Origin of the sequence: Catellatospora coxensis (assembly GCF_016862635.1) — a bacterium.
Classification (GTDB): domain Bacteria; phylum Actinomycetota; class Actinomycetes; order Mycobacteriales; family Micromonosporaceae; genus Catellatospora; species Catellatospora coxensis.
Genome location: NZ_BONI01000001.1, coordinates 189,799 through 213,850, shown reverse-complemented (window position 1 = coordinate 213,850; position 24,052 = coordinate 189,799). Strand labels below are relative to the sequence as shown.

29 protein-coding genes are annotated in these 24,052 nt (G+C 72.7%); 16 read left to right on the top strand and 13 right to left on the bottom strand.

Going from position 1 to position 24,052, the window contains the following annotated elements; translation table 11 throughout:
• Window positions 1-112 precede the first annotated feature (112 nt).
• Entirely contained in the window at window positions 113-889 is a 777-nt protein-coding gene (gene imuA' / locus Cco03nite_RS01005; RefSeq protein WP_373314199.1) for a DnaE2-dependent mutagenesis accessory factor ImuA', read from the bottom strand.
• A gap of 173 nt (window positions 890-1,062) precedes the next feature.
• Entirely contained in the window at window positions 1,063-1,488 is a 426-nt protein-coding gene (locus Cco03nite_RS01000; RefSeq protein ID WP_203687959.1) for an SAV_6107 family HEPN domain-containing protein, read from the bottom strand.
• A gap of 471 nt (window positions 1,489-1,959) precedes the next feature.
• Between Cco03nite_RS01000 and Cco03nite_RS00995 the strand changes: the two genes are divergently transcribed.
• Genes Cco03nite_RS00995 through Cco03nite_RS00985 form a run of 3 tightly spaced genes read left to right on the top strand, consistent with a single transcriptional unit; the run spans window position 1,960 to window position 4,013 of the window.
• Window positions 1,960-2,955: an EamA family transporter gene (locus Cco03nite_RS00995; protein WP_203687958.1), complete on the top strand. Its 996-nt coding sequence runs from the start codon at window positions 1,960-1,962 to the stop codon at window positions 2,953-2,955.
• A 30-nt stretch (window positions 2,956-2,985) separates the two neighbouring features.
• The gene (locus tag Cco03nite_RS00990; protein ID WP_203687957.1) at window positions 2,986-3,474 is read left to right on the top strand and encodes a YbaK/EbsC family protein; all 489 of its coding nucleotides are present in this window, start codon (window positions 2,986-2,988) and stop codon (window positions 3,472-3,474) included.
• On the top strand, window positions 3,471-4,013 hold the full coding sequence (locus Cco03nite_RS00985) for a GNAT family N-acetyltransferase (RefSeq protein ID WP_203687956.1): 543 nt from the start codon (window positions 3,471-3,473) through the stop codon (window positions 4,011-4,013). Before Cco03nite_RS00990 ends, Cco03nite_RS00985 begins: the two co-directional genes overlap by 4 nt.
• Window positions 4,014-4,015: 2 nt before the next feature.
• On the opposite strand, the gene Cco03nite_RS00980 is transcribed toward Cco03nite_RS00985, so the two are convergent.
• The 3 genes from Cco03nite_RS00980 to Cco03nite_RS00970 form a co-directional block, all read right to left on the bottom strand.
• Window positions 4,016-4,705: a CDP-alcohol phosphatidyltransferase family protein gene (locus Cco03nite_RS00980; RefSeq protein WP_203687955.1), complete on the bottom strand. Its 690-nt coding sequence runs from the start codon at window positions 4,703-4,705 to the stop codon at window positions 4,016-4,018.
• A gap of 46 nt (window positions 4,706-4,751) precedes the next feature.
• Window positions 4,752-5,672, bottom strand: a complete 921-nt coding sequence (gene metF, locus Cco03nite_RS00975; protein WP_203687954.1) for a methylenetetrahydrofolate reductase [NAD(P)H] — start codon at window positions 5,670-5,672, stop codon at window positions 4,752-4,754.
• A 125-nt stretch (window positions 5,673-5,797) separates the two neighbouring features.
• Window positions 5,798-6,079, bottom strand: coding sequence for a hypothetical protein (locus Cco03nite_RS00970; protein WP_203687953.1), 282 nt, complete (start codon window positions 6,077-6,079; stop codon window positions 5,798-5,800).
• Window positions 6,080-6,368: 289 nt separating this feature from the next.
• Between Cco03nite_RS00970 and Cco03nite_RS00965 the strand changes: the two genes are divergently transcribed.
• From Cco03nite_RS00965 to Cco03nite_RS00940, 6 genes are all read left to right on the top strand, one after another.
• Window positions 6,369-6,599: a hypothetical protein gene (locus tag Cco03nite_RS00965; protein WP_203687952.1), complete on the top strand. Its 231-nt coding sequence runs from the start codon at window positions 6,369-6,371 to the stop codon at window positions 6,597-6,599.
• A 107-nt stretch (window positions 6,600-6,706) separates the two neighbouring features.
• The gene (locus tag Cco03nite_RS00960; protein ID WP_203687951.1) at window positions 6,707-7,600 is read left to right on the top strand and encodes a DUF5919 domain-containing protein; all 894 of its coding nucleotides are present in this window, start codon (window positions 6,707-6,709) and stop codon (window positions 7,598-7,600) included.
• Window positions 7,597-8,418 (top strand): inositol monophosphatase family protein, encoded by an 822-nt coding sequence (locus Cco03nite_RS00955; protein ID WP_239167015.1) that lies wholly within the window; start codon window positions 7,597-7,599, stop codon window positions 8,416-8,418. The genes Cco03nite_RS00960 and Cco03nite_RS00955 overlap by 4 nt, the downstream gene beginning before the upstream one ends.
• Window positions 8,419-8,569: 151 nt before the next feature.
• Window positions 8,570-9,841, top strand: a complete 1,272-nt coding sequence (locus Cco03nite_RS00950) for a hypothetical protein (protein ID WP_203687950.1) — start codon at window positions 8,570-8,572, stop codon at window positions 9,839-9,841.
• A 128-nt stretch (window positions 9,842-9,969) separates the two neighbouring features.
• A complete protein-coding gene (locus tag Cco03nite_RS00945) occupies window positions 9,970-11,277 on the top strand; it encodes an NsdA family TPR-like regulatory protein (protein WP_203687949.1) in 1,308 nt (435 codons plus the stop codon).
• 9 nt (window positions 11,278-11,286) lie between these two features.
• Window positions 11,287-12,357 (top strand): polyprenyl synthetase family protein, encoded by a 1,071-nt coding sequence (locus Cco03nite_RS00940; protein ID WP_203687948.1) that lies wholly within the window; start codon window positions 11,287-11,289, stop codon window positions 12,355-12,357.
• 1 nt (window position 12,358) lies between these two features.
• Here Cco03nite_RS00940 and Cco03nite_RS00935 read toward each other — a convergent pair whose 3' ends face one another.
• Window positions 12,359-12,799, bottom strand: coding sequence for a guanyl-specific ribonuclease (locus tag Cco03nite_RS00935; RefSeq protein ID WP_239167014.1), 441 nt, complete (start codon window positions 12,797-12,799; stop codon window positions 12,359-12,361).
• 57 nt (window positions 12,800-12,856) lie between these two features.
• Here Cco03nite_RS00935 and mptB point away from each other — a divergent pair, with 57 nt between their 5' ends.
• Entirely contained in the window at window positions 12,857-14,395 is a 1,539-nt protein-coding gene (gene mptB / locus Cco03nite_RS00930; protein ID WP_203687947.1) for a polyprenol phosphomannose-dependent alpha 1,6 mannosyltransferase MptB, read from the top strand.
• On the opposite strand, the gene Cco03nite_RS00925 is transcribed toward mptB, so the two are convergent.
• Genes Cco03nite_RS00925 through Cco03nite_RS00915 form a run of 3 tightly spaced genes read right to left on the bottom strand, consistent with a single transcriptional unit; the run spans window position 14,340 to window position 15,321 of the window.
• Window positions 14,340-14,648: a lycopene cyclase domain-containing protein gene (locus tag Cco03nite_RS00925; protein WP_203687946.1), complete on the bottom strand. Its 309-nt coding sequence runs from the start codon at window positions 14,646-14,648 to the stop codon at window positions 14,340-14,342. The two genes, mptB and Cco03nite_RS00925, sit on opposite strands and share 56 nt — an antisense overlap.
• A complete protein-coding gene (locus tag Cco03nite_RS00920) occupies window positions 14,645-14,959 on the bottom strand; it encodes a lycopene cyclase domain-containing protein (protein ID WP_239167013.1) in 315 nt (104 codons plus the stop codon). The genes Cco03nite_RS00925 and Cco03nite_RS00920 overlap by 4 nt, the downstream gene beginning before the upstream one ends.
• 2 nt (window positions 14,960-14,961) lie before the next feature.
• Window positions 14,962-15,321 carry an Rv2175c family DNA-binding protein gene (locus Cco03nite_RS00915; protein ID WP_239167012.1) on the bottom strand — a complete coding sequence of 120 codons (360 nt, stop codon included), beginning with the start codon at window positions 15,319-15,321 and terminating at the stop codon, window positions 14,962-14,964.
• Window positions 15,322-15,405: 84 nt separating this feature from the next.
• Here Cco03nite_RS00915 and Cco03nite_RS00910 point away from each other — a divergent pair, with 84 nt between their 5' ends.
• From Cco03nite_RS00910 to bfr, 5 genes are all read left to right on the top strand, one after another.
• Window positions 15,406-16,026, top strand: a complete 621-nt coding sequence (locus Cco03nite_RS00910; protein WP_203687944.1) for a hypothetical protein — start codon at window positions 15,406-15,408, stop codon at window positions 16,024-16,026.
• An 84-nt stretch (window positions 16,027-16,110) separates the two neighbouring features.
• Window positions 16,111-18,096, top strand: a complete 1,986-nt coding sequence (gene pknB, locus Cco03nite_RS00905; RefSeq protein WP_203687943.1) for a Stk1 family PASTA domain-containing Ser/Thr kinase — start codon at window positions 16,111-16,113, stop codon at window positions 18,094-18,096.
• Window positions 18,081-18,932, top strand: coding sequence for a deoxyribonuclease IV (locus Cco03nite_RS00900; RefSeq protein WP_203687942.1), 852 nt, complete (start codon window positions 18,081-18,083; stop codon window positions 18,930-18,932). Before pknB ends, Cco03nite_RS00900 begins: the two co-directional genes overlap by 16 nt.
• An 82-nt stretch (window positions 18,933-19,014) precedes the next feature.
• Window positions 19,015-19,203, top strand: coding sequence for a (2Fe-2S)-binding protein (locus tag Cco03nite_RS00895; RefSeq protein WP_203687941.1), 189 nt, complete (start codon window positions 19,015-19,017; stop codon window positions 19,201-19,203).
• A gap of 59 nt (window positions 19,204-19,262) precedes the next feature.
• Window positions 19,263-19,742, top strand: coding sequence for a bacterioferritin (bfr, locus tag Cco03nite_RS00890; RefSeq protein ID WP_203687940.1), 480 nt, complete (start codon window positions 19,263-19,265; stop codon window positions 19,740-19,742).
• 166 nt (window positions 19,743-19,908) lie between these two features.
• Here bfr and Cco03nite_RS00885 read toward each other — a convergent pair whose 3' ends face one another.
• From Cco03nite_RS00885 to Cco03nite_RS00875, 3 genes are all read right to left on the bottom strand, one after another.
• Complete coding sequence (locus Cco03nite_RS00885) at window positions 19,909-20,103, bottom strand: type II toxin-antitoxin system VapB family antitoxin (protein WP_203687939.1); 195 nt, start codon at window positions 20,101-20,103, stop codon at window positions 19,909-19,911.
• Window positions 20,104-20,146: 43 nt separating this feature from the next.
• Entirely contained in the window at window positions 20,147-21,178 is a 1,032-nt protein-coding gene (locus Cco03nite_RS00880) for a threonine aldolase family protein (protein ID WP_203687938.1), read from the bottom strand.
• Window positions 21,179-21,603: 425 nt separating this feature from the next.
• On the bottom strand, window positions 21,604-23,031 hold the full coding sequence (locus tag Cco03nite_RS00875) for a class II 3-deoxy-7-phosphoheptulonate synthase (RefSeq protein ID WP_203687937.1): 1,428 nt from the start codon (window positions 23,029-23,031) through the stop codon (window positions 21,604-21,606).
• Window positions 23,032-23,147: 116 nt separating this feature from the next.
• On the opposite strand from Cco03nite_RS00875, the gene Cco03nite_RS00870 reads away from it, so the two are divergent.
• Window positions 23,148-23,708 carry a hypothetical protein gene (locus Cco03nite_RS00870; RefSeq protein WP_203687936.1) on the top strand — a complete coding sequence of 187 codons (561 nt, stop codon included), beginning with the start codon at window positions 23,148-23,150 and terminating at the stop codon, window positions 23,706-23,708.
• On the opposite strand, the gene Cco03nite_RS00865 is transcribed toward Cco03nite_RS00870, so the two are convergent.
• Entirely contained in the window at window positions 23,654-24,025 is a 372-nt protein-coding gene (locus Cco03nite_RS00865) for a hypothetical protein (RefSeq protein ID WP_203687935.1), read from the bottom strand. The genes Cco03nite_RS00870 and Cco03nite_RS00865 overlap by 55 nt on opposite strands.
• Window positions 24,026-24,052 lie beyond the last annotated feature (27 nt).

Genomic DNA, 24,052 nt, shown 5'->3' with positions numbered 1-24,052 from the left:
GCCGACCGGCCCCGAACCGTGACCGGCCGAGCGCCCGCAAGCCCGGTCGGTCCTGGGCACACACCACCCGCGGGTCCGGTCGGCACCGCCCCAGGAGGTTGCGGTGCCGCGGTCATCCCTGCACCACGCGCAGGTGGCCCCGGCTCTGCCCCATGGCCTGGGGTTGCGGGCGCGGCGGCGACACGATCGCGGGCTCGGGCTCGGGCGCGGGGACGGCCGGGCCGGACGGGGCGGGCAGCCACATGGTGACCTGGCGGGGTCGGCCCGCGGCGCCCCGGCCGCGGGCCGAGACGGTCAGCTCGCGGGCGCGCAGCCGGCCGTGTCCCCGGCCCAGCCCGATCCACATGCCCTCGACCGGGGAGAGCACCACGTCGGCGCCTTCCCAACCGCCGCCGAACGGCACCAGCACGCTGCCGCGCTGGCGGGCGCGGGCGGCGAGCTGCTGGCGCGCGGAAGCCGCGACCGGCCCGGTCGGGGCGGCCACCACCACGTCGAACCCGTCGAGCAGCGCGCCGACGACGGTGGTCCACTGCGGGCCGGGGTGCGGCACGAGGGCGAGCCGGTCCAGGGCGATGCCCAGTTCCGCGGCGGCGGCCAGGCCCAGGGTCGGCAGCCCGACCACGGCGCACCAGGAACCGGCGGACGACGCGGCGGACAGCAGGGCCAGCAGCAGCGAGGTGGTGCCGCCGCAGCCGGGCGCGTCGGTCGAGGCGACCGCGATCGTGCTGCCCCGGCGCAGTCCCCGGCCGGGTAGCAGCTCGCGCAGCTCGGGCAGCACCGGCAGCATCCGGTCCGTGCCCAGGCCGGCCTGCTCGTCGGTGAGGTCGCTGGCTCGCCGCACCGAAGCGTGCCGCAACTCCATGGACCGGGCCATGCTCAGCCCCGTCATGGCGTTCATCCCCCCGTCGTACGTGGTCATCCGTCGTGGTGATCCCCGGTGGCCCGTCCCCGGCGGCCGCGGGCGGGCGGTGCCGGGAACGGGCTGTCCGAGGTGCGCCCGGCGGGCGCGGTGGCCCGCCTCGCGGGCCCGGAACTCAGGGCCCGCCCCCGCGGGCCCGGAACTCACCGTGCGAGGGCGGGCTGGATCGCGAGGTCCAGCGCCTCCTGCACCTCGTCGGTGAAGTGGACGGCCTGCAGCAGCAGGGTGTCGGCCTCTCGGGCGGTGACCCGGGCGATGCCCGCCTCGGCGGCGGAGCGCTTGGCCGCGCCGGACGAGAACAGCGACGACCAGTCGCTCATCTCGGGGGCGACCATGGCCAGCAGCACCCATACGCTGGTGATCTGGCGGCGGCGGGCGGGCGCGGGCAGCGCGCGGGCGGCGATCACGGCCGCCGCGGCACGCAGGGCGGCAAGGTGGGCGACGGCGTAGCGCTGTGCGGGGCTCTCGGTCTCCCGGGCCTCGGCGAGCCCGCGGCGGGCGAGGACGATCAGCTCGATCGGCGTGCGGTGCGGCAGCAGATGGGCCGGCACCTTCGTCGTGGCGTTCATGTCGGCGGCTCCCTCCATCGTCGGCCTATACCCGGCCGAGCCCAGGGCTGTCGTTCGGACCCGGGTCGTTCCGGGCCGGGCGACCGCCCGCTTTCCGAGCCACGGAGGAAGAACGTGGTGTTGCGCTTGCCGGCCGGGCGTGGAGCTTCCCCACGCCACGCCCGGACCGGCTCGCCGGTCGGGCGGCCACCCGCTGCCCGGGGGTCGATGGGCAGCGGGTGGCACCCGCCTGGTCGGCCGCCGGAGCCGCGAATCTCCGGTGACCTGGGTCGGTGCCGCGAACACCGGCCCGAGGTTCGCGGTAGCGAGCCGCTCCCCCCGAGACATGATCGAACACTTGTCCGAACAACGAGTAGAACGTTAGTTCGAAAAAATCGCGTTGTAAACCCTGACCCGCGCCGTGTCGCGACCCGGACCGTTTACGTAAGGACCAGATGCAGCTACGCACATGACAACAGGTAGCCTCGAACGGTGCCGTTCCGTCCGCGCCCCGCCCTGGGCATCGCCATGGTCACGCTGGCCAGCCTGCTGTTCGCCGTCAACGGCACCGTCTCCAAGCTGATCCTGCGCGCCGGGGTCAGCGCGCCCGACCTCACCACGCTGCGCGCGCTGGGCGCCTGCGCCGGGCTGATCGCGCTGGGCGTGGCCCTGCGCCCCGGAGTACGCCGGTTCGCCGTCACCGCCCGGCAGTTGCCGCTGCTCATCGCGTACGGCATCACCGGTTTCCTCGCCGTGCCGATGCTCTACTTCGTGGCGATCGCCCGCATGCCGGTCGGCGTCGCGCTGCTGTTCGAATACACCGCCCCGCTGTTCGTCGCGCTGTGGGCCCGCTTCGGCCAGCGCCACCCGGTGCGCCCGCGGCTGTGGGCGGGACTGGCCCTGTGCCTGCTCGGCCTGGCCTGCGTCGCCGAGGTCTGGGGTGACCTGAGCCTCGACGGCGTCGGCGTGCTCGCCGGACTCGGCGCGGCGGTGCTGCTCGCCGCGTACTTCGTCCTCGGCGCGAAGGGCGTGGCCAGCCGCGACACCGTCTCGCTGACCGGCTGGGCGTTCGGCGTGTCGGCCGTGGCCGGGCTGCTCTTCCGGGCGCTCAGCGGCACCGCCCCGGACTGGAGCGCGCTGGGTGGGCACACCGACGGCGGCACGCCGCTCTGGCTGCTCTGCGCCTACCTGCTGATCCTCGGCACCATCGTGCCGTACCTGCTGATCGCCGGCTCGCTGCGGCACCTGCCCGCGACCAGCGTCGGCATCCTCGGCATGATCGAACCGGTGCTCGCCGCCGCGGTGGCCTGGATCACGCTGGGCGAGCGGCTCAACCCGGCGCAGCTCGCCGGCGGCACGCTGCTGCTGATCGGCGTGGCGCTGGCCGAGACCGCCCGGGTGCCCGTGGCGGCGCTGATCGAGCCGGTGCCGCTGGGGCAGAATGAAGCCCGTGCGGTCGAACGCGACCGTGTGCACAGCGCCCGTTGACGTGCCCCACGCCGAGACTTGGATCGAGTGATGTCGTCGCACCCGAACGTGATCGCAGTCCAGCACGCGCTCGACGCCGCCGACGCCCGTGACCACACCGGCGCCGGCTGCCGCGTGGTCATCCTGGATGACGGCGTGCACACCGCCGCCGCGGCCGCGGCCGCCCTGGGCGTCGAGGCCGCGCAGATCGCCAACTCGCTGATCTTCGAGGTCGACGGCGAGCCGCTGCTGGTGCTGACCTCCGGCGGGCACCGGGTGGACACCGCCAAGGTCGCCGCCGACCTCGGCGTCGCCAAGCTGCGCCGGGCCACGCCCGAGTTCGTCCGCGAGCACACCGGCCAGGCCATCGGCGGTGTCGCCCCGCTCGGCCACCCCAAACCGGTGCGCACCCTCATCGACACCGCGCTCGCCGCGTACGGCGAGATCTGGGCGGCCGGCGGGGTGCCCCGGGCCGTCTTCCCGATCACCTACCCGGAACTGCTGAGGGTCACCTCGGCGACACCGGCGGAGGTCGCATGAGGCTGGTCCCCTGGACCTCCGACGACCTCGGCCGGCGTATGGACGACGTGCTGGCCGTGTTCGGCGAGGCCATGTCGTACCACCCGCAGGCGCTGGCCGTGCGGCGCGGCTACATCACCACGCACCTGCAGCGGCCGTACTTCCGGGCCATCGCCAGCCTGAGCGACACCGGCCACCTGCTCGGCTTCGCCTACGGCTACCACTCCGAGCCCGGTCAGTGGTGGCACGACCAGGTCAGCGCGGTGCTCGATCCGGCCGCGCGGCAACGCTGGCTGACCGACTGCTTCGAGGTCGTCGAGCTGCACGTGCGCCCCGCGGCGCAGGGCCACGGCCTGGGCGAGGCGCAGCTGCGGGCGCTGCTGGCGATGACCGGCGCGGCGACCACACTGCTGTCCACCCCCGAGGCCGACGAGCAGGCGTCCCGCGCCTGGCGGCTGTACCGCCGCACCGGCTTCCTCGACGTCTCCCGCCACCTGCTCTTCCCCGGCGACCCCCGCCCCTTCGCCGTCCTCGGCCGCCCCCTGCCCATGACCCACTGACCTCAGGTCAGGACCTTGCGGACCACGGTGAGGAGCTGGCCGAGGCCGAGCACGGCCAGGGAGAACCACAGGACCAGGACCATCGTCACCACACCGGCCGCGAGATCGGGGCCGACCTGGGCGGTGGCGGCGGCTGCCAGCAGCAGCGACAGCAGGGTCAGCCAGGCCCGGGTGGGCCGGTCGCCGATCGTCGCCGAGCCCGCCGCGCGCAACCCGACCGCCCCGGCGCGGGCCCGGATGTACTCGTGCAGCCACACCATCGCGCCGCAGGCCAGCAGCGCGGTCTGCTGCGCGCCGAGCGTCGCGAGCGCGACCAGCCAGCACACCTCGCTCAGCCGGTCGATCATGGTGCGGTAGAACGAGGCCAGCCGGGAGGTCCGGCCCAGCAGCACCGCCAGCGTCTGCCCGACCGTGTCGGCGGCCAGCCCCAGCACCAGCACCACGGCCGCCAGCGCGGGCCACGAGCCGCCCCGGGCCGCGAGGACCGGCACCAGCACCGCGCAGGTCACCGCGACCGTCATCGCGTACGCCGGCCGCGCCCCGAACCGGGCGAGCGCCCCGCCGGCCGTGAACGCGGCACGCAGCCACTTGCGCAGCAGCGGACCCGCGTGGCGGGGGTCGTACCCGTCGTGCGAGTTCGACCAGCCGGCGACGTACCCGTCCCAGCTCGTTTCCGTCGTCGGCGCTGCCATGCTCCACTCCCGGTCCGCCCGCTCGCACGGGCCACCCGGGTGGGAGCTACACCGCGGCGCCCACCCGTAGCCGCTGCCACACCTCACGGGTGGCCGTCGACCGGTTCAACGTGATGAAGTGCAGGCCGGGTGCGCCCTCGGCCAGCAGCTTCGCGCTCAGCTCGGTGGCCACCTCGACGCCGATCGCGCGTACCGCCCGAGGGTCGTCGGCGACCGCGCGCAGCCGCTCGGCCAGGTCCGGCGGGAACGCCGCGCCGGACAGCTGCGCCATGCGCTCGATCTGGCTGACGTTGGTCACCGGCATGATGCCCGGGATGATCGGCGCCGCGCAGCCCGCCGCCGCGGCGGCGTCGCGCAGGCGCGCCCAGTCCTGCCAGTCGAAGAAGAACTGCGTGATCGCGTAGTCCGCGCCGGCCCGGCACTTGCCGACGAAGTGGCGCACGTCCGAGGCGAAGTCGGCCGAGCGCGGGTGCTTCTCCGGGAACGCGGCCACGCCGACGCAGTAGTCGCCGCTGTCCTTCAGCAGCCGCACCAGCTCCTCGGCGTAGTGCAGCCCGCGCGGGTGCGCGACCCACTCGGCCTGCGGGTCGCTGCCCGGCGGGTCGCCCCGCAGCGCCAGCATGTTGCGCACGCCCGCGTCCGAGTAGTGCCCGATGACGTTGCGCAGCTCGCCGACCGAGTGGTTGACCGCGGTCAGGTGCCCCAGCGGCAGCAGCGTCGTCTCGGTCGCGATGCGCTCGGTGAGCTGCACCGTGGTGTCCCGGGTGCTGCCGCCCGCGCCGTACGTGATGGAGACGAAGGACGGCTGCAGCGACTCCAGCTCCCGGATCGACTGCCACAGCAGACGTTCGCCGTCGGCGGTCTTGGGCGGGAAGAACTCGAACGAGAACGTCGGCTCCCCCGACTCCAGCAGCTCGCGGACGGTCGGCCGAGGTCCCGGCATGGTGGAAGGAGCACGCAGCGTCACCCTGCCGACTCTATCGGCGCACCGGCTTGAAGAGCGGTTTCGTCCCAGTGCGTGGTGCGCCCGCCCCGCGTGACCATGCTCACGGGCCCCTCCGGCCCCAGCGGCACCGTACGGGGCCTGCGGGCTCACGGCTGCTCGCCGGTGAGGAACCAGTCCGCGAACGAGGCCGAGCCGCGCCCCACCGCCGGGTGGCGGCAGGCGGCGAGCAGCCCGCGCTCGGCATACCGCCGGGCCGGGCAGGGCCAGGGCAGTTCGCACACCCGGCAGCGGTGCACCGGCGGCCGGAAGCCCGCGCCCGGCACGTGGTCGTGCAGCAGCCTCGCGGCCAGCCGCCACATCAGCGGCTGCGCCACCTGCTCCGGCGGCTCCAGCGGCGGGTTCTCCCAGTCGATCGGGGGAAGATCCATCAAGACCTCCAGGGTGTACGGGCGAACGAGGGCACCGGGGCGGCGCAGGCCATGGGAGATGACGCGCCGCCCCGGCGGCTCACACCGGACTGGGAGTGCCGTCGACCAGCGCGAGCCCGTTCATCACAGCGAAGATTCCGCGCGCAGGGAGGGGCCAGCGCAAAGATGTGCAGGGGCCAGGGCGGTTCGTGTCCTTACATGGGCCACAAGCAGCGGAGACGTGCCCCACCGATAACCGCGGCTGCCGGGTTTCTCCTGCTCTCCGCTGTCAAGAGGTCCAATCCTCGAAATGCGCGATCAGCAGTCCGGCACGGGTGCGTTCGCCACAGGGGTGTGGCCGCCCGCAATCTCGGCAGCAACCGGCGCCGTCTCGGCGATGCAGGCCGAGCAGGTGCCGCCCGTACGCCGCCTGAGCCTCGGCGTATGTGTCGAACTCCTGCTCGGCGATGGACCCGCCCATGTCACGACTCATGCACACAGCATCAGAATTTCCATGCCGCAGTTCCATCCCGCCTGTTGATGCGTCGACGGGTTTCTTCCATCGACGATCCGATACGGAGAGAGGGCTGCTTATACGGCCGCCGGATATAGTCAACCTTCGCCACTGCCGTCGACCAGGAGTCCGGAATGGGCCGCACAGCGTTCACCACCGACGAGATGCCGCTCACCACCTGGCAGCAGTCCGATGTCCTGGATGTTCTGGCACGCCGGGACATCGGCCAGCTCTTCCGGATCACGCAGAGGATCACCGGAGCGACCCAGACTCAGCTCGGCACCATCTCCGGGCTGAGCCAGGCTCAGGTCAGCGAGATCATGAGCGGATCCCGCAAGGTGACCAGCATCGAGGTGCTGGCGCGGATCGTCAGCGGATTCGAGATTCCAGAGCCTGCCCGCTCGACGCTGTTCCTCGGCGTGCGTCAGCCTGAGGGCAGTTCTGCCGTACGTCAGTCAGCAGCGGTCGCGTCGCCCGACCCGACACGGCAGTTGTCCGATGTCGTCGCCGTCTATCCGAGCCGTTCGGCGTTCTCGTCAGCTCATTCGGCGCATGATCTGTTCGATGGAGCGGTCGACATCCGGGCCATGGGACTGTCGCTCAATATGCTCTGTCACCAGTATTCCGACACCGGACTGCACGAGCTGGCGACCGGCGGTGCGCAGTTACGGCTGCTGCTGCTGGACCCGGCAGGGGACGCGATAAGGCGACGAGAGCAGGAGGAGGGTTACCAGCCCCAATTCCTGAGCGGCCTCAACGAAATCAATCTCGGTTTGCTGCGACGCGTCCGAGACCGGCTGCCCGCCGATCGGCAGGGCAATATGCAACTGGCCGTCTACGACGAGACGGTTCGGTTCAACATCATCCTGATCGACGAAAGGTTGTGCGTGGTACAGCCCTACCTGCCCCAGTTGCGCGGGCTGGAGGCGCCCACTCTCCTGATCGAGCGCAACCCCCGCCTTCCCGGCCTCTACACGACATTCGACAGGATCTTCACCAGTGCCTGGGAAGGTGCCCGATCGCTGTGAACCGCTACGACCACCTGTTGCCCATCGCGTGTGAGGCGGTCGACATCGCGCGCGAAATCTTCCTCACCAGCGCCCCAGGCATCATCACCGCCAAGGGCGACCGGGACATGGCCAGCGAAGTCGACTTCGCGATCGAACGCCGACTGGCCGCCTTCCTCCGCGAAACGACGCCGGATATCGCCTTCCTCGGGGAGGAGGACGGCAAACAGGGTGAGCCCAGTGAGCTGACCTGGGCGCTCGACCCGGTCGACGGCACGGTGAACTTCATCCACGGAAGTCCGCTATGTGGCATCTCTCTGGCGCTGATGTGCGGTCGGGACCCGGTTCTTGGTGTCGTGGACCTGCCCTTCCTCGATCTGCGTTACACCGCGACAAGGAACGGCGGGGCCCATTGCGGCACCCGGAGGCTCGCGGTCAGTTCGACGGCGACGCTGACAGAAGCCGTGGTGGCCATGGGCGACTACGCCGTCGGACCGGGCTCGGCCGCCAAGAACCGCACGCGGCTGGCGGTCACCGGCCGATTGGCGAACGGCGTGCAGCGGATCCGCATGCACGGCTCAGCTGCCATCGACCTGGTCTGGCTGGCTGAAGGCCGCGTCGACGGGGTGGTGATGTTGTCCAACAATCCGTGGGACACGGCAGCCGGCGTGGTCATCGCCAGTGAAGCCGGAGCGAAGGTGGCCGACCGGGACGGATCGCCGCACACCGCCGAGTCATCCGCCACCATCGCAGCGAACGAGGAGCTCTGCGCTCGGCTGCTGCAGCTCGTGAACGGCGACGCAGCCGACCGTGCTGAATGGCCTGCCCGCGTAATCTGACTCGGTTCCCGACCCCGCGATCTTGGCGCGGCCACGGGACAGTGGGCGGCGCCCTGCTCTGGCACAGTCATTACGGCGGCAGGCCGTGGACAGATGATCACTGCGGTATTCCAGTTGTCCGGTCGACCGCGCGTGGCCATCCTGATCCGCGATGACCGAACCGGATGACGACGGACACCACTGGTACTACGACCATCCCCGGACCCTGCTGGGCAGCCTGCAACGCGGGCACGGGCGCGGCGCGCTGGTGGCACGCCGCGATCGACGCGACGTGGGCGTGACCGATGCCGTGTACGCCTGCATCGCACGCGACCACCGCTGGGACCGCCTGGTCGACGACTGCGGCGACTACCTCGCCCGACTGGTTCGTGACCTGGAGATGGATCTCACGCCGATCACCGATCTCTTCTGGACGGCCGACCGGGACCCCGACCTCGACGACGACACTTCCTCCGACGAGGGCTCCTTTCACGTCACGCTCAGGGTACTGGAGACGCTCGGCCACGCGGGCGACCGCCGGGCGGTGGCCGTGCTGCGACGGGCCGTCGCCGAGGCCGAACACTGGATGGCGGTGCTCGAAGAGATCACCTACCGGTGGCCCCGGCAGACCTGGGACGACCTCGACACCGTGGCGCTCGCCCGGCTGACCGCGCAGGACGAGGACGACGTGCTGGGGTTCCGGGACCCCTGGACCACCTGGGCGCGGCGGCATCCCCGGATCAAGGACCTGACACGGCGTACGGCCCAACGACCGATCCGCCCGCCGACGCCCGTGCCGCGACCCAACGATGTGCTGGTCACGGTGCTGACCGACCCGCTGGCGTCGCGCGGCGAGCGGTCGGCAGCGCTACGGGAGCTGACCCGGTCCGCGCCGGAGCCGCGGCTGCTGGAACTGGCCGAGGACCTCTTCGGCACGCCGCTGCTGCATCGCGCGGTGTCCCGGCTGGGCCCGGCCGTCGTCGACCACGCCAGGGTGTGGGCTCAGGACGGGCGGATGCACCGGTTCGGCGCGGCCCTGCTCGCCGAGCACGGAACCGAGCAGGACATCCCGCGGCTGATCGAGGCCTGGGACAGGCGGTGGGAGTCCGACGATTGGTGCGGGTTCGACGACCTGGCAAACGGCTTCGCCCGCTTCGGCGCCGTGGCGGCCGACGCCGTGCCGCGGTTGCGGGCGATGTGGAGATGGACTCCGCACTCGTACGAGCGGACGGCCTGCCTGCGGGCTCTGCTGACCGTCGACCCCCTGGCCGCCGAGGTGCCGCTGGCGCAGGGCCTGCTCGACAGCGAGTGCGACGTGCGCGAGTTCGCCGTGGCCCATGTCCACCTCGACCACGTCACCAGGACGGTGCTGGCCGACCTCGCCCACGATCCGATCGAGTCACCGGAGGTCCGGCGGCTCGCGGCGACGCGGCTCGCCTCGTGACGGTCGCCGCCGGCCGGGGCGGAGGCACGGTGTCGTACCCGGACGGTAGAAACGGTTCGGCGCATGGGGGCCTGCGCCGGGGGTCGGCTGTTGTCCGCTAACGCCGTGGGACGAGCCTGGAGGCCGCCGTGTCCCGTCCACCGCTGGGCAGAGTGATCGCCGAGACCCGACGACGCCGCGGGTACAGCCAGACCAGGCTCGCCGCGCTGCTCTGCGCGGCGGCCGGGGTCACCACGGTGACCAGGCACGAGGTGAGCCGCTGGGAGCGTGGCGACCGGCTGCCCGGCGCGCAGTGGCTGGCCTGGCTGGCGCTCGTGCTCGACCTGCCACCTGCTCGGCTGGCCGCCGCCGCGCGGCCGCTGGGCCTGCCCGCCCCCGCCGACAGCGTCACCCGTCTGCACCAACTCGCCGAGCAGTGGCTGCGCCACACCGTGAACAGCGACGTCCCCCCGGACGCGTCTTGGGACCCGTCGGACCGGCATGCTGTACGGCATCTCGCCCGACCTCGCCACGACGGCGGCGGGGTCACCGAACTCGACCGGCAGATCGCCGAGCTGCGGCGGATGGACGATCTCGTCGGTGGCGCCGATCTGGCCCCCATCGTGCACCGGCGCTGGCAGCAGGCCGCCGACCGGCTGCACCGCGCCCGCGGCGCGGACCGCCGTCGCCTGCTGCGCCCGGTCACGGAGCTGGCACAGCTCGCCGGGTGGACGGCCACCGACGCCGGGGACCGCCCGGCGGCGCTGCGGGCGTACCGGGCGGGGCTGGGGCTGGCGGTGGAGGCGGGTGATGCGGCGCTGGGCGGGCACGTGCTGGGCGCGGCCAGCCACCTGCTCTGCGGCACCGATCCCGGGGCGGCGTGGCGGCTGGCCCGGATCGCCGCGGCGGGCGTGCGCCGGGCGGGCAGTCCGGGACTGCGGGCGCTGCTCGCGCACCGGGCGGCGCTGGCCGCGGCGCGGGCCGGGGACGGGCGGGCCGCGGCCGACGGCCTGCTGATCGCCCGGCGGCTCGGCGACCGGATGCGCCCGGAACAGGAGCCGTCCTGGCTGTACTGGCTGGACCAGGCGGAACTGGCCGCCATGGCAGGCCGGTGCCTGGTCGTGCTGGACCGGCCGGTGCGGGCGCTGCCGCTGCTGGAGCAGCCGGGCCGGCACCGGCCGAGGCGCGGTCAGCCGCGTACCCGGGCGGTCTATGCGGGCTGGCTGGCGCGTGCCCTGCTGGGTGTCGGCGAGGTGGAGCAGGCCTGCGCGGTCGGCGCGGACGCGGCCGTCGAGGCGGTGCGGGCGGGGTCGGCGCGGGCGGCCGAGCAGGCGCGCGAGCTGTCGGTACGGCTGGCGGCCCGGCCGCAGACCCGCCCGGTGCGTGAACTGAGTGAGCTGATCACCCAGCTCACGTCATACCTACCGGGGTCATCCACCCGGCTGGGAGTGAACTAAGTTCGTCCCATGACCATTCACCCGGTGGACCGGGCCGCGCTGCGGCCGCGGGTCGAGAAGGCTCTCGCGGTCTTCCTTGCCGACCGCCGGGCGCACATGGCGGGCATCGACGCCGGCCTGGCCCCGCTCGCCGACGCCGTGGAGGCGTTCGTGCTCGGCGGCGGCAAGCGGCTGCGCCCGGCCTTCGCCTACTGGGGTTACCGCGGCGCGGGCGGCGACGACCGCGACGACGTGGTGTCCGCGCTGGCCGCGCTGGAGCTGGTGCAGGCCAGTGCGCTGATGCACGACGACCTGATGGACGCCTCCGACACCCGCCGCGGCGAGCCCGCGGTGCACCGCCGGTTCGCGATGCTGCACGACCGGGAGCGCTGGCAGGGCGGGGCCGCCGGGTTCGGCGCGGCGGCGGCGATCCTGCTCGGCGACCTGTGCCTGGTCTGGTCCGACGAGATGCTGCACGAGAGCGGGCTCGACCCGGTGACGGTGGCCCGGGCCCGGCCGGTGTTCGACCTGATGCGCACCGAGGTCATGATCGGGCAGTATCTCGACGTGCTCACCCAGGCGTCCGCGGACACCTCGGTGAAGCGGGCGTCGCAGGTGGCCCGGTTCAAGTCGGCGAAGTACACCGTCGAGCACCCGCTGCTGCTGGGGGCCGCGCTGGCCGACGCGCCCACCGCGCTGAGCGAGGCGTACTCGGCGTTCGGGCTGCCGCTGGGCGAGGCGTTCCAGCTGCGCGACGACGTGCTCGGGGTGTTCGGCGACCCGGTCGCCACGGGCAAGCCGGCCGGTGACGACCTGCGCGAGGGCAAGCGGACCTACCTGATCGTGATGGCGCTCGCGCACGCCGCGCCCGCCGACCGGGACACGCTCGCCGCCGCGCTGGGCAGCCCCGACCTCGACGAGTCGGGCGTGGCGCAGCTGCGCCGGATCATCACGGAGTCGGGCGCGCTGGCCCGCACGGAGGCGTACATCGCCGAGCTGACCTCGACGGCGCTCGCCGCCCTGGAGGCCGCGCCGGTCGAGCCGGAGGCGGCCGAGATGCTGCGCGAGCTGGCCGACGCCGCGGTGCACCGGGCGACCTGAGTCAGCGCAGCACCTGCCGGAAGCTCTCGTAGTGGTCGGCGGTGTAGTAGAGGTCACCGTCGCGGCCGGCGACCAGCCGCCGCGCGCCGCGGTCGCGGGAACCGGGCGTGGGCACCGTGTACTCCCGGTAGTAGCCGCGCGGCTGCCGGGGCAGGATGCCCTCCAGGTTGCCGAACACGGTGCCGTCCTTGTCGTACGGGAACGGCCCGTTCGCGTCGATCAGCGCGACCGTGGCGACGGCCTCCTTCGGCAGGTCGCGCAGGGGCACCGTGGGCAGCCCCGACACCGGGGTCCGGACCGCCGACGCAGCGGGCGCGCCGCCCTCGCCGGAGGGCGCCATCGCGGTGCGCGCGCAGTACCCCAGCAGCGCCATGACGGCGACCAGCAGCACCGCCACCACGGCGGCGATCGTGATGTTGCGCCGCGTCGCGTACCTGTCCACATCAGGGAGTGTGCGGTGTCGCGTGGTCGCGATCAAGGACCGTGGAATCATCGACTGGTGCTCCCCCAAGCCAGCAGCCCAGCCGGCAGCCCAGCCGGCAGCCACGCCGTCCCCCGTGCCACGGTCGCCCTGGGCTGCGTCTCGGGCCTGCTGCTGGCCGTCTCCGCCTACCTGGCGGGCGCGTTGCCGGGCGGCGATCCGGGACCCGGGCTGCGGCTGGGCGGCTTCGGCGCGGTGCCGGGGAGCTTCCTGCTGGGACTGGCGTGCTGGCTGGCCGGCCTGGCCGGCTGGACGGTCGCGTGGTGGCGGCTGGGCCGCACGGACCGGGGCGGCTCGGCGCGGCGGGTGCTGACCATCGGGGCGGCGTGGGCCGCGCCGCTGCTGGTCGCGCCGCCGCTGGGCAGCCGGGACGCTTATGCGTACGCCTGCCAGGGCTGGCTGTGGCGCGCGGGCCTGGACCCGTACGCGATGGGGGTCGCCGACGGCGGCTGCCCCTGGACCGCGTCGGTCCCCGAACTCTGGTGGCACACACCCACCCCCTACGGCCCGGTCGCGGTGCTGCTGACCGGAGCGGCGACCGCTCTCGGCGGCCTGCTCGGCGCCCTGGCCGGCCTGCGCCTGCTCACCCTCGCCGCATTGGCCCTGCTCGCCCTCGCCTTACCGCCCCTGGCCCGCGCCTGCGGCGTCCCCGTCCCCGCCGCCTACTGGCTCGCCCTACTCACCCCCCTGACCGCCGTCCACGCCCTCTCCGCCGTCCACAACGACACCCTCGTCGCCGCCCTCTCCACCACCGCCCTGGCACTCGCCCTGTCCCACCGCCCCCGAAGTCACGACGATCTTGCGCGAACTGTTGCCCCTCTGCCCGATTCGGGCGTGTCGTCCCCACAGTCCACGCAAGATCGTCGCCGCGGGCGGGGCGGGGCGTGGTGGGGTGCGGTGGGGGCCGGGGTGGCCGTGGCGGGGGCGGTGGGGGTCAAGGTGACGGCGGTGGTGGCGGTGCCGTTCGTGCTGGTGTTGCTGGGGCGGCGGTGGTGGGCGGGGGCGGCGGCGGGGGTTGTCGCGTTCGTGGGGGTGAGTGCGGCCGGCGGGCTGGGGCTCGGGTGGGTGGCCGCGTTGCGGGGGACCGGGGAGTTGGTGCAGTGGAGTTCGCCGCCCACTGCGGTGGGGATGGCCGTTGGTTATGTGTTTCGGCTGGTGGGGCGGGGTGAGTGGGTCGATGAGGCGGTGACCGGGAGCCGGGCGCTGGGGTTGGTGGCGCTGGCGGGGGTCGGGGTGTGGGGGCTGGTGTGCGCGTGGCGGCGGCGCGGGGACGTGGGGGCCGTGGTGCGGGCGTGCGGGTGGGTGATGGCGGCTACGGCGCTGCTCGGGCCGGTGTTCTATCCGTGGTACGCGGTCGCGCCGCTGGCGGTGCTGGCTGCGGCGGAGACGGATCCGCGGCGTCGGCGGTGGGTGGCCGCGGGAGCCGTGGTCTGCGCGGTGCTGACGCTGCCCAATGGGTTGGGGGTGCCGGTGCTGACGAAGGCGGTGGGGGCGTTCGCGGTCACGGGCGCGCTGATCGTCGCCGCCGTCCGGTCCAGACCCAGAGCGAGAGCGTGAACAGCACCAGGGCGAAACCGAAGAGCAGGTCTTCGACCGGGGCGTACGCGACGCGCAGGCCCGTGATCGCCTCGGGCGCGTAGCGGACCACCCCGCGGCCGGTCAGCACCCCGTTGCTGAGCAGCTGGAACACCAGCACGATCGGGTAGGTGGCCCAGAACACGAGGCTGAGCAGCACCCGGGTACGCAGCACGAGCAGGTCGACCGCCACCGCGCCGGCCAGGCCGAGCAGGGCGGCCGCCGTGTACGTCACCGCCGTACCCGATCCAGGACCGTGCGCACGGCCTCGAAGCCGAGGATCGCGCACAGCGGCACCACCAGAAAGAACAGCAGCTCCTCCAGCGGCATGCCGCCGGGCAGCCAGACGCCCAGCACCTGGCCGTGGTCGAACGACCAGTGCCCGGCCGCGATCGCGAGCAGGTCCCACGCGCCGAAGACCAGCACCACGGGCACGGCGACCAGCAGCAGCCGCCGCCACTGGCGCAGCACCCCGACCCGCAGCACGGGCTCCAGCCACAGCGCGCACAGCAGGCAGCCGAGCAGCACCGCCAGGTACGCGTACACCGTCAGAAGGCCACGGCCTGGGCCCGGCGCTTCACCTCGCGGGCCTTGTCGCCGCCGAGCGCCGCCGCGGGCGTGCCCGGAAGCGTGTCGTCGGCGGTGTAGAGCCACCGCACGGCCTCATCGTCGTTGAACCCGGCGTCGCGCAGCAACGTCAGCACGCCGGGGAGGTGCTTGAGCACGATGTCGTTGGCCACCAGTTCCGCTGGCACCTGGCGCACGCCCTCGTGGCGTACGGCCAGCAGCGAGCCGTCCTTGATCATCTGGTGCACCTTGAGGATCGGCAGGCCCAGGCGCTCGGCCACATCCGGCAGGGGCAGCCAGGTCGTGGGTGCGTCGGTCGTCGAGTGCGAAGTTTCGGCCACCTCCACACCTTGCCACGTCGCTGACCGGGCACACCACCGCATCCCCGTCCCGACCGCCGTGCCGGCCGAGGAGAGGAGACTCCGATGAATCCCTGGCAGACGATCAAGCGGGAGATCGACGGCGCGCGCCGCTCGCTGCGCTACGACCTCGCCCGGCGCCGGGCGAACGACACCACCACCGACATGCCCGCGGTCGGCGACGGGCCGCAGCCGCCCCGGACCCGCCACCGCGTGGTGCTGGCGGCCGGCGCGATGGTCCTCGCCTCGGTCGGGGTCGGCGGCTACTACGCGGTCGCGGCCGGGGTGGACGCCGTGCTCGGCGACGAGCGCACGCCCGGGGCGCTGCCGCGGGTTCCCGCACCCGCGCGTTCTGCGGAGCCCGTGCCGTGGCGGCAGGCCGGCGCGACGCCGAGCCCCACCGACCGGGTGAAGGACGTCCCGGCCGGCCGGCTGGTCACGCCCCGCCCCAGCCCGCGGCGCACGTCCTCGCCCACGCCGACCCCGTGCGACTGCGAGTCGTCGCCCACGCCATCGCCGTCGCCCACGCCATCGCCGTCTCCCTCGCCGAGCCCGTCGCCCAGCCCCAGCCCGTCCGCCTCGGCGTCGGCGTCGGCGTCCGCGCTGGCGTCGGCATCCGCGATCGTGATCCCGGACACCTCGCAGCCGGGTTCGCCGGCTGCCCGCGAGGACCTGGAGACACCCTGACATGCAGGAGAAACGCCCGGTCGCGACGCGATCGCACGCGCGGGTGTACGACGCGGGCCACCACCTGACTTAGACTGCGCTGCGATGGACACTCAGGTCGCCGATCCACTACTCGGCACACTCGTCGACGGGCGCTACCGCGTACGCGGTCGCGTGGCTCGTGGTGGCATGGCGACCGTCTACACCGCTGTGGACGAGCGCCTGGAGCGCACCGTCGCCCTGAAGATCATTCACCCGGCGCAGGTACGCGACGCCGCCGGCCAGGCGTTCAGCCTCGACCGCTTCACCGACGAGGCCAAGACGATCGCCCGGCTGACCCACCCCAACGTCGTCGCCGTCTACGACCAGGGCACCCACGCCGGCCTGCCCTACCTGGTGATGGAGTACGTCCGCGGCCGCACGCTGCGCGACATCCTCGCCGAGCGCCGCCGGCTCACCCCGGTCGAGGCGCTCGCGGTGATGGAGCAGGTGCTGGCGGCGCTGGCCGCGGCGCACCGCGCCGGCCTGGTGCACCGCGACGTCAAACCCGAGAACGTGCTGGTCGCCGAGGCGCCCACCGGCGGCAGCCACAACCTCGTCGACGCCGTCGCGAAGGTGGCCGACTTCGGGCTGGCCCGCGCCGTCGAGGCGAGCGCCGACGACCCGAACGGCGGCCAGCTCATGGCCACCGTCGCCTACGTCGCCCCGGAACTGGTCACCGACGGCCACGCCGACCCGCGCAGCGACGTGTACAGCGCCGGCATCGTGCTGTTCGAGATCCTCACCGGCCGGGTGCCCTACGACGCCGAGCGCCCCGTCGAGGTGGCCTGGCAGCACGTGGACCGTGACGTGCCGCCGCCGTCGCGCATCGTCGCCGGCCTGCCCCCGGTGCTGGACGAGCTGGTCGCCTCCGCGACCCGCCGCTCCCCCGCCGGCCGCCCCACCGACGCGGGCGCGCTGCTGGCCGCCGTGCAGGCGGCCCGGGAGAACGTCACCGCGAGCACCACCACGCAGCGGATGCGCCCGGTCGAGCAGGAGACCGTGATCGTCAGCCACGTGACGCCCGCCGCGCGCCCGTCCTGGGCCCGGCTGCCCGACGCGCAGCCCGCGCCGCGCTCGCGCCGCCGCGCCCCGGCGCCGACCCCGAGCAGCCCGATCGACCGGATCAAGGCGCAGTACCGCAAGCTCATGGGCGACCCGCGGGGCCGGACGGCGCTGACCGCGGGCGCGGTCGTGCTCGCCCTGCTGGTGCTGACCGGCGGCTGGTGGCTGGGCTTCGGCCGGTACGAGGTGACGCCGCAGCTGACGAACCTGACCAAGGACCAGGCCATAAGCACGCTGACCGAGGCCGGTCTGCAGTACCGGTTCCTGGACCCGCAGTACCGCGAGGACGTGCCCAAGGACATCGTGCTCGTGCAGAACCCGCCGCCCGGCGAGCGGGTCGTGCGCGGCGGCACGGTCGTCCTGACGCTGTCCAACGGGCCCGAGCGCTACCTGGTGCCCGACGTGGTCGGCAAGTCGTGGGAGCTGGCCGTGGCCGACCTGCAGGCCGCACCGCTGAAGCTGAAGCCGGTCAAGGCCGGGGAGAAGTACGACGACCTCGCCCCGAAGGGCACCGTGCTGTCGACCGATCCGAAGGCCGACACCGAGGTCAGGCCCGGCGCCGAGGTCAAGGTCATCGTCAGCAAGGGCAAGGCCCCGGTCACCGTGCCGTTCGTCGAGGGCAAGACGGTGGCCGAGGCGACCGACATCCTCCAGAAGCTCCAACTGCGGGTGACCGTCGAACGCGTCGAATCCGACAAGCCGTACGACATCGTGGTGAAGCAGACACCAGCCAACGGTGCCGGCGCGGAGCCCAACGATGAGGTGAAACTGCAGGTCAGCAACAATCAGAACGTCAGGGCGATGCCGGAGGTGCGCAACGCGCGCTGCGGCGACGCCGAGGGCCTGCTCGCCTCGATGGGGCTACAGGTCGAGGTCCGAGGCGTGCTCGGGGACAAGAACTGGTTCAAGGTCGTGAACCAGGAGCCGGCCCCGAACACGGCGGTGCAGGCGGGACAGCATGTGGTGATCGAATGTCAGCTGGGATGACCAACCAGGTCGGGGCACACGCGCCGGTCGCCGGAGGGCTCGCGAAGGCCGCCCTGCCCTACATCGACAAGGTCTCGGCCGCGGCGGTGCAGGTCTACGTGGGCAACCCGCGGGGCTGGGCCCGCCCGCCCGGCGACCCCGGCCAGGACGCGGCCTTCACAGCGGGCTGCCACACCCGCTCCGTCCCCGCGTACGTGCACGCCTCGCTGCTGGTGAACGTCGGCTCCCCCACCGCGGCGACGGTGGAGCAGTCCCGCGAGGTGCTGGCGCACGCGCTGCTGCGGGCCGCGGCGATCGGCGCACGCGGGGTCGTCTTCCACGCCGGCTCCGCGGTCGACGTCGAACACGCCCCGACGGCGATGCGCCAGGTGCGCGAGGTGCTGCTGCCGCTGCTGGACGCGCTGCCCGACGACGGCCCGCGGCTGCTCGTCGAGCCCAGCGCGGGCGGCGGGCGCTCGCTGGCGGCCCGCGTCGAGGACCTGGGGCCGTACCTGGACGCGGTGGACCGCCACCCGCGCCTGGGCGTGTGCTTCGACACCTGCCACGCCTGGGCGGCCGGGCACGACCTGGCCAAACCCGGTGGCATGACGCTGACCCTGGACTCCCTGGTCGAGGTCTGCGGGCCGGACCGGCTGGGCCTGGTGCACGCCAACGACTCCAAGGACCCGATGGGGTCCACCCGCGACCGGCACGAGGCCATCGGCAAGGGACTGATCGGCTCCGAGGCGTTCGCCGAGATGTTCCGCCACCCCGCCGTCACCGGTGTTCCGATCATCGTGGAGACGCCCGGTGAGACGCACGCCGCTGACATTTCCCTGCTCAGGGGCTTGCGCTAGGCATTTCCTTTAGGGCACCCTTACTGAGGCAAGGCTTGCTTGACCGCGAGCCTCACTCCTCCAGTGCCGAAGGGTCCCTGCTGTGTTCGTGTGCATCTGTGAACGGGTTCGTGAGTGCGAGGTGCGCTCGGCGATCCGGGCAGGCGCGCGCTGCGAGGACTCCGTCGGCGAGGCCTGCGGCGCGGGGACCGGATGCGGTTCCTGCCTGGACCGCATCGTGGACCTGATCGACGAGGAGAACGCCGACACGCTCGTGGCAATCGCCGTATAACCGGACAACACGCGTAGATTTACCCCCATACGAGAGTTCCCGTGGGGGGTTTCTTCACCATGCAAGGCGACGCCCGAGTCATAGAGTTCCTCAACGAGCAGCTGACCGCCGAGCTCACCGCGATCAACCAGTACTGGCTGCACTACCGCATGCAGGAGAACTGGGGATACACGAAGCTCGCGAAGTACACCCGGCACGAGTCGATCGACGAGATGAAGCACGCCGACCGGCTCGCCGAGCGGATCCTGTTCCTCGACGGGCTGCCGAACTTTCAGAAGCTCTTCGCGCTGCGCATCGGCGAGACCGTCAAGGAGCAGTTCGAGTGCGACATGAAGGTCGAGGTCGAGGCCGTCGAGCGGCTGCGCCTCGGCATCGAGTACATGCGCTCGGTCGGTGACGTGACCTCGGCCAACATCTTCGAGGACATCCTCCAGGACGAGGAGCACCACATCGACTACCTGGAGACCCAGCTCGGCCTCATCGCCAGCCTCGGCGAGGGCCTCTACCTCCAGAACGTCACGGAGCACCCGGAGCCCTGAGTTCCGCGTACCCAGCCGGGCCGGTGCGCACGCACCGGCCCGTTCCGTCTCTTCGAGGGCTGCCTGAGCCGGACCCAGCAGTCACGGCCAGCGCCTCGAAGGCGCGACCCGCCTTCTCATCACACCCGCGCCAGCTCGTGGACTGACTTGTCTGCCAGGAAGAGCATCAGCTCCGCCACGCCTGCGCGCCGACCTCCTCGGTCAGGTCTAGATCACGCAGCAGCTGCAGATACTCCTCGGTACGACGGCGAGCCGCGGCAAGCCGCAGTGCTTGGTTCACCGTGGCCACTTTCGTCGTCGTGCCCAGCTCAGCAGACGCCCCGGCCAGCGCCTCGTCGTCGGTGTCGATCACCATACGCATGGGCCACCATCCAGTTCTGATATCAAATCCCCTCGGGTAGACATCAACCACGGAAGAGGGCCGCCAGCACGTCGATCGCGCGGTCGAGGCCGGCGTCGTCGATGTCCAGGTGGGTGATGAGGCGGCCGGTGCGCGGTCCGAGCGCGCTGACCAGCACACCCTGCTCACGGGCTCGGGCGGCCAGGGTGGGCGCGTCCAGCGCGGTCTTGGCCAGGTCGAGGATGACCAGGTTGGTACGCACCCGGTCCAGGTCCACCACGCCGAAGGGGGCCAGCGCCTCGGCGAGCCGCCGCGCCCGCACGTGGTCCTCCGCCAGCCGCTCCACGTGGTTGTCGAGCGCGTGGACGCCCGCCGCGGCGAGGATGCCCGCCTGCCGCATCCCGCCGCCCATGCGCTTGCGGATCCAGCGCGCCTTGGCGATCTTCTCCGCGCTGCCCACGACCAGCGAGCCGACCGGCGCGCCCAGGCCCTTGGACAGGCACACCGACAGCGTGTCGAACAGCGCGCCGTACTCGGCCAGCGGCACACCGTCGGCGATGTGCGCGTGCCAGATCCGGGCCCCGTCGCAGTGCATCGCGATCCCGGCGGTGTCGGCCGCCTCACGCAGGGCGCGCAGCGTCTCCAGCCCGATGACGACACCACCGGCCATGTTGTGGGTCTGCTCGACCGCGATCGCCCGCGTCGGCACGGCGTGGTAGCCGTCCGGGCGGATCATCGAGGCGACCTGCTCCACGTCGATGGCCCCGCCCGCGAAGGGCCAGGTGCGGCTGGAGATGCCGCCGATGGCCGCGGCCGCGCCGATCTCGTACGTCACCACGTGCGCGTTCGCGTCGCAGAGCAGCTCCTGCGCGGGCGGCACGATCAGCTGCAGCGCGATCTGGTTGGCCATCGAGCCGGTCGGGGCGAACAGCGCCGCCTCGTGCCCGAACATCGCGGCGACCTTGCGCTCCAGCTCGTTGACGGTCGGGTCCTCGGCGTACACGTCGTCACCGACCTCGGCGGCGGCCATCGCGGCCCGCATCGGCGTGGTCGGCTTGGTCACGGTGTCGCTGCGAAGATCAACCAGTTGCGTCATCGGGTGCCTCCGTGATTAACCCGGCCTGCAGGCCGGAGAGGAAATGGAATCCCTGCGGAGCAGGGTAGGAATAGCCGGTATGCCACCGGGGCGATTCGGCGTTCACCGCTGCGCACGGGCGAACAGGTGTGCTAATCCATCGCAGCCCGGCCGACGATAACCAAGCCTGTCGGGCCTACCGCCGGGCTGGTGGGAAGTCAGGTCTGTGGAGCTTGTGTAAGCCCGATGGGCGGTATACCGCTCCTCGCTGGCAACCCAGGTCGGCAACGGGCTATGAATCAGAAAGCTCAACCCGCGAGGGTTGAATCCCCTGCTTCAGCTGGGGAGATGTCACGCCTCGTTCCTACCGCATCGGGTTGGGCAGCCGCCTGGCAGCCCTCTCCAAGCACCGGGCTGTGCCCGCTGACGGCAGCCCGCGGGGCGGATCAGCCGCGCAGCATCTCCGCGACCAGGAAGGCCAGTTCCAGCGACTGCTGGGTGTTCAGGCGCGGGTCGCAGGCGGTCTCGTAGCGGCGCTCCAGGTCGGCGTCGGCCAGGGCCTGCGCGCCGCCCAGGCACTCGGTGACGTCCTCGCCGGTCAGCTCGATGTGGATGCCGCCCGGGTGGGTGCCCAGCATCTTGTGCACCTCGAAGTAGCCCAGCACCTCGTCGACGATCCGGTCGAAGTGGCGGGTCTTGTACCCGTTGGACGACTCGTGGGTGTTGCCGTGCATCGGGTCGCACTGCCAGACGACCTTCGCCCCCGCGTCGCGCACCGTCTCGACCAGCTTCGGCAGCGCGTCGCGGACCTGGTGGTTGCCCATCCGGCTGATCAGCGTGAGCTTGCCCGGGATGTTGTCCGGGTTGAGCATCTCGCACAGGCGCAGCGCGTAGTCGGGCGTCGTGGTCGGGCCGAGCTTCACGCCGATCGGGTTGGCGATGCGGGAGATGAAGTCCAGGTGCGCGCCGTCGAGGTCGCGGGTGCGCTCGCCGACCCACAGGAAGTGGCCGGACAGGCCGTACGCCCGGCCGTCGGCGATGCGGGTCAGCGCCCGGTCGTACTCCAGCGCCAGCGCCTCGTGGGAGGCGTAGAGGGTGACCGTGCGCAGCGCCTCCTCGTCGGTCATGCCGCAGGCGCGGATGAACGCGAGCGCCCGGTCGATCTCGCGGGCGATGGCCTCGTAACGCTCGCCGAAGGCGGAGGTGCGCACGAAGTCGCGGTTCCAGTCGTGCACCGCGTGCAGGTCGCCCAGGCCGCCGCCGAGGTACGCGCGCAGCATGTTCATCGCGGCGGCGGCGTTGGCGTACGCCCGGATCATGCGCTGCGGGTCGGCGACGCGGGCCTCGGGCGTCGGCTCCAGCGAGTTGATCATGTCACCGCGGTACGCGGGCAGGCCGAGGGAGTCCAGCGGCTGCGAGCGCGGCTTGGTGTACTGCCCGGCGACCCGGGCGACCTTGACCACCGGCATGCTCGCGCCGTACGTCAGCACCACCGCCATCTGCAGCAGCGTGCGCGCGTTGGCCAGCAGGTGGCTCTCGGTGTTGTCGGCGAACGTCTCGGCGCAGTCGCCGCCCTGCAGCAGGAACGCCTTGCCCTCGCACACCTGGGCCAGCCGCTGGCGCAGCTGGTCGACCTCGTAGGGCGCGACGACCGAGGGCACCGAGTCCAGCACCCGGCACACCTGCTCGACCTCGCTGTAGTCCTCCCACGGCGGCATCTGCGCCCGCGGCAGGGTGCGCCAGTGGTCCAGGCCCAGGTCCTCCGCCGAGGCGAGCGTGGTGGGCCGGCCGATGGTGACGCCGGACTCGCCGGGCTGCCGGTTGTCGCCCAGTTCGAGACCGGGGTGCCTGAGCTCATGCCATTCGTGGCGCATGGCCTCAAGGGTAAGGCCGCCGCCACCGCCGCCCGCAGCGGACGTGGCGCATTCCGCACCCTGAGATCACGCTGCGCGAACGTGTCGCCACCAGGGCGCGGCCTCGTTGAGAAGACATGAACGAGCTGAGCACCCGGGCGCCGCAGGTCGACGGCGTGCGAGAGGAAGCGGGCACGCTGCCGCGGCTGGCCGAGTACGTGCCGCATCGAATCGTGTCCGACATCGATCTGGAAGGGCACGTCGTACCGGGGCTGACCGGCGAGTTCTTCCGGCGGCCCGAGGACGGGCGAACCGCCACCGTGGGGCTCTACCGCTACCTGGGCGCCGAGCTCTTCATGGCCTGGGGGTACGTCGGGGAGGAGCACTGCCGGTGGACGGCCTACCGGCGTGCCGACGGGGCCTGGAGCGTGCCGCACGCGGGCTGCCCGCGCGTGCGGCGCAGCGGTGAGCAGCTGGAACTGGACCTCGACGGCGAGCGGGTGGCCCTGCGCGCCACCGCCCGACCCGGCAGTGGCGCCGGATCGGGCGGTTGCGCGGTACCGCCGCCGGCCGTCCGCGACTCGTCGCACACGGCCGACAGCGGGTTCGCACCGTCCGCCGGGTCGCCCCGGCAGCGGGCCGGTCAGCCGGCCGACTCGGCCGCCGCCGCGGCGACCTCGGCCTCGCGGCGTACGTAGACGATCGAGGTGACGGTGATCGCGAGGCTGGTCACCAGGGCCGTCGCGTGCAGCACGGGGTCGGGGATGGGCACGAACGCCAGCACGCCCGCCGGGATCTGCACGAGCCCGATCAGCAGCATCAGCCCGGCCGAGCGGCGGCCGCGGGACCAGGCGAAGGCGGTCCACACCGGAGCGGTGACGACCGCGAGGGTGAGCACGTCGAGGATCGCGTGCAGCACGGGGTTGGCGACCCGGTCGTGCGCGTACGCGTAGGCCGGGGCGGAGATCATGAGGGCGGCGAGGGTGGTCCCGAGGATCGTTGCGGCACGTCGCATGGCCGTCTCCTTGCGTGTGACTCCGGG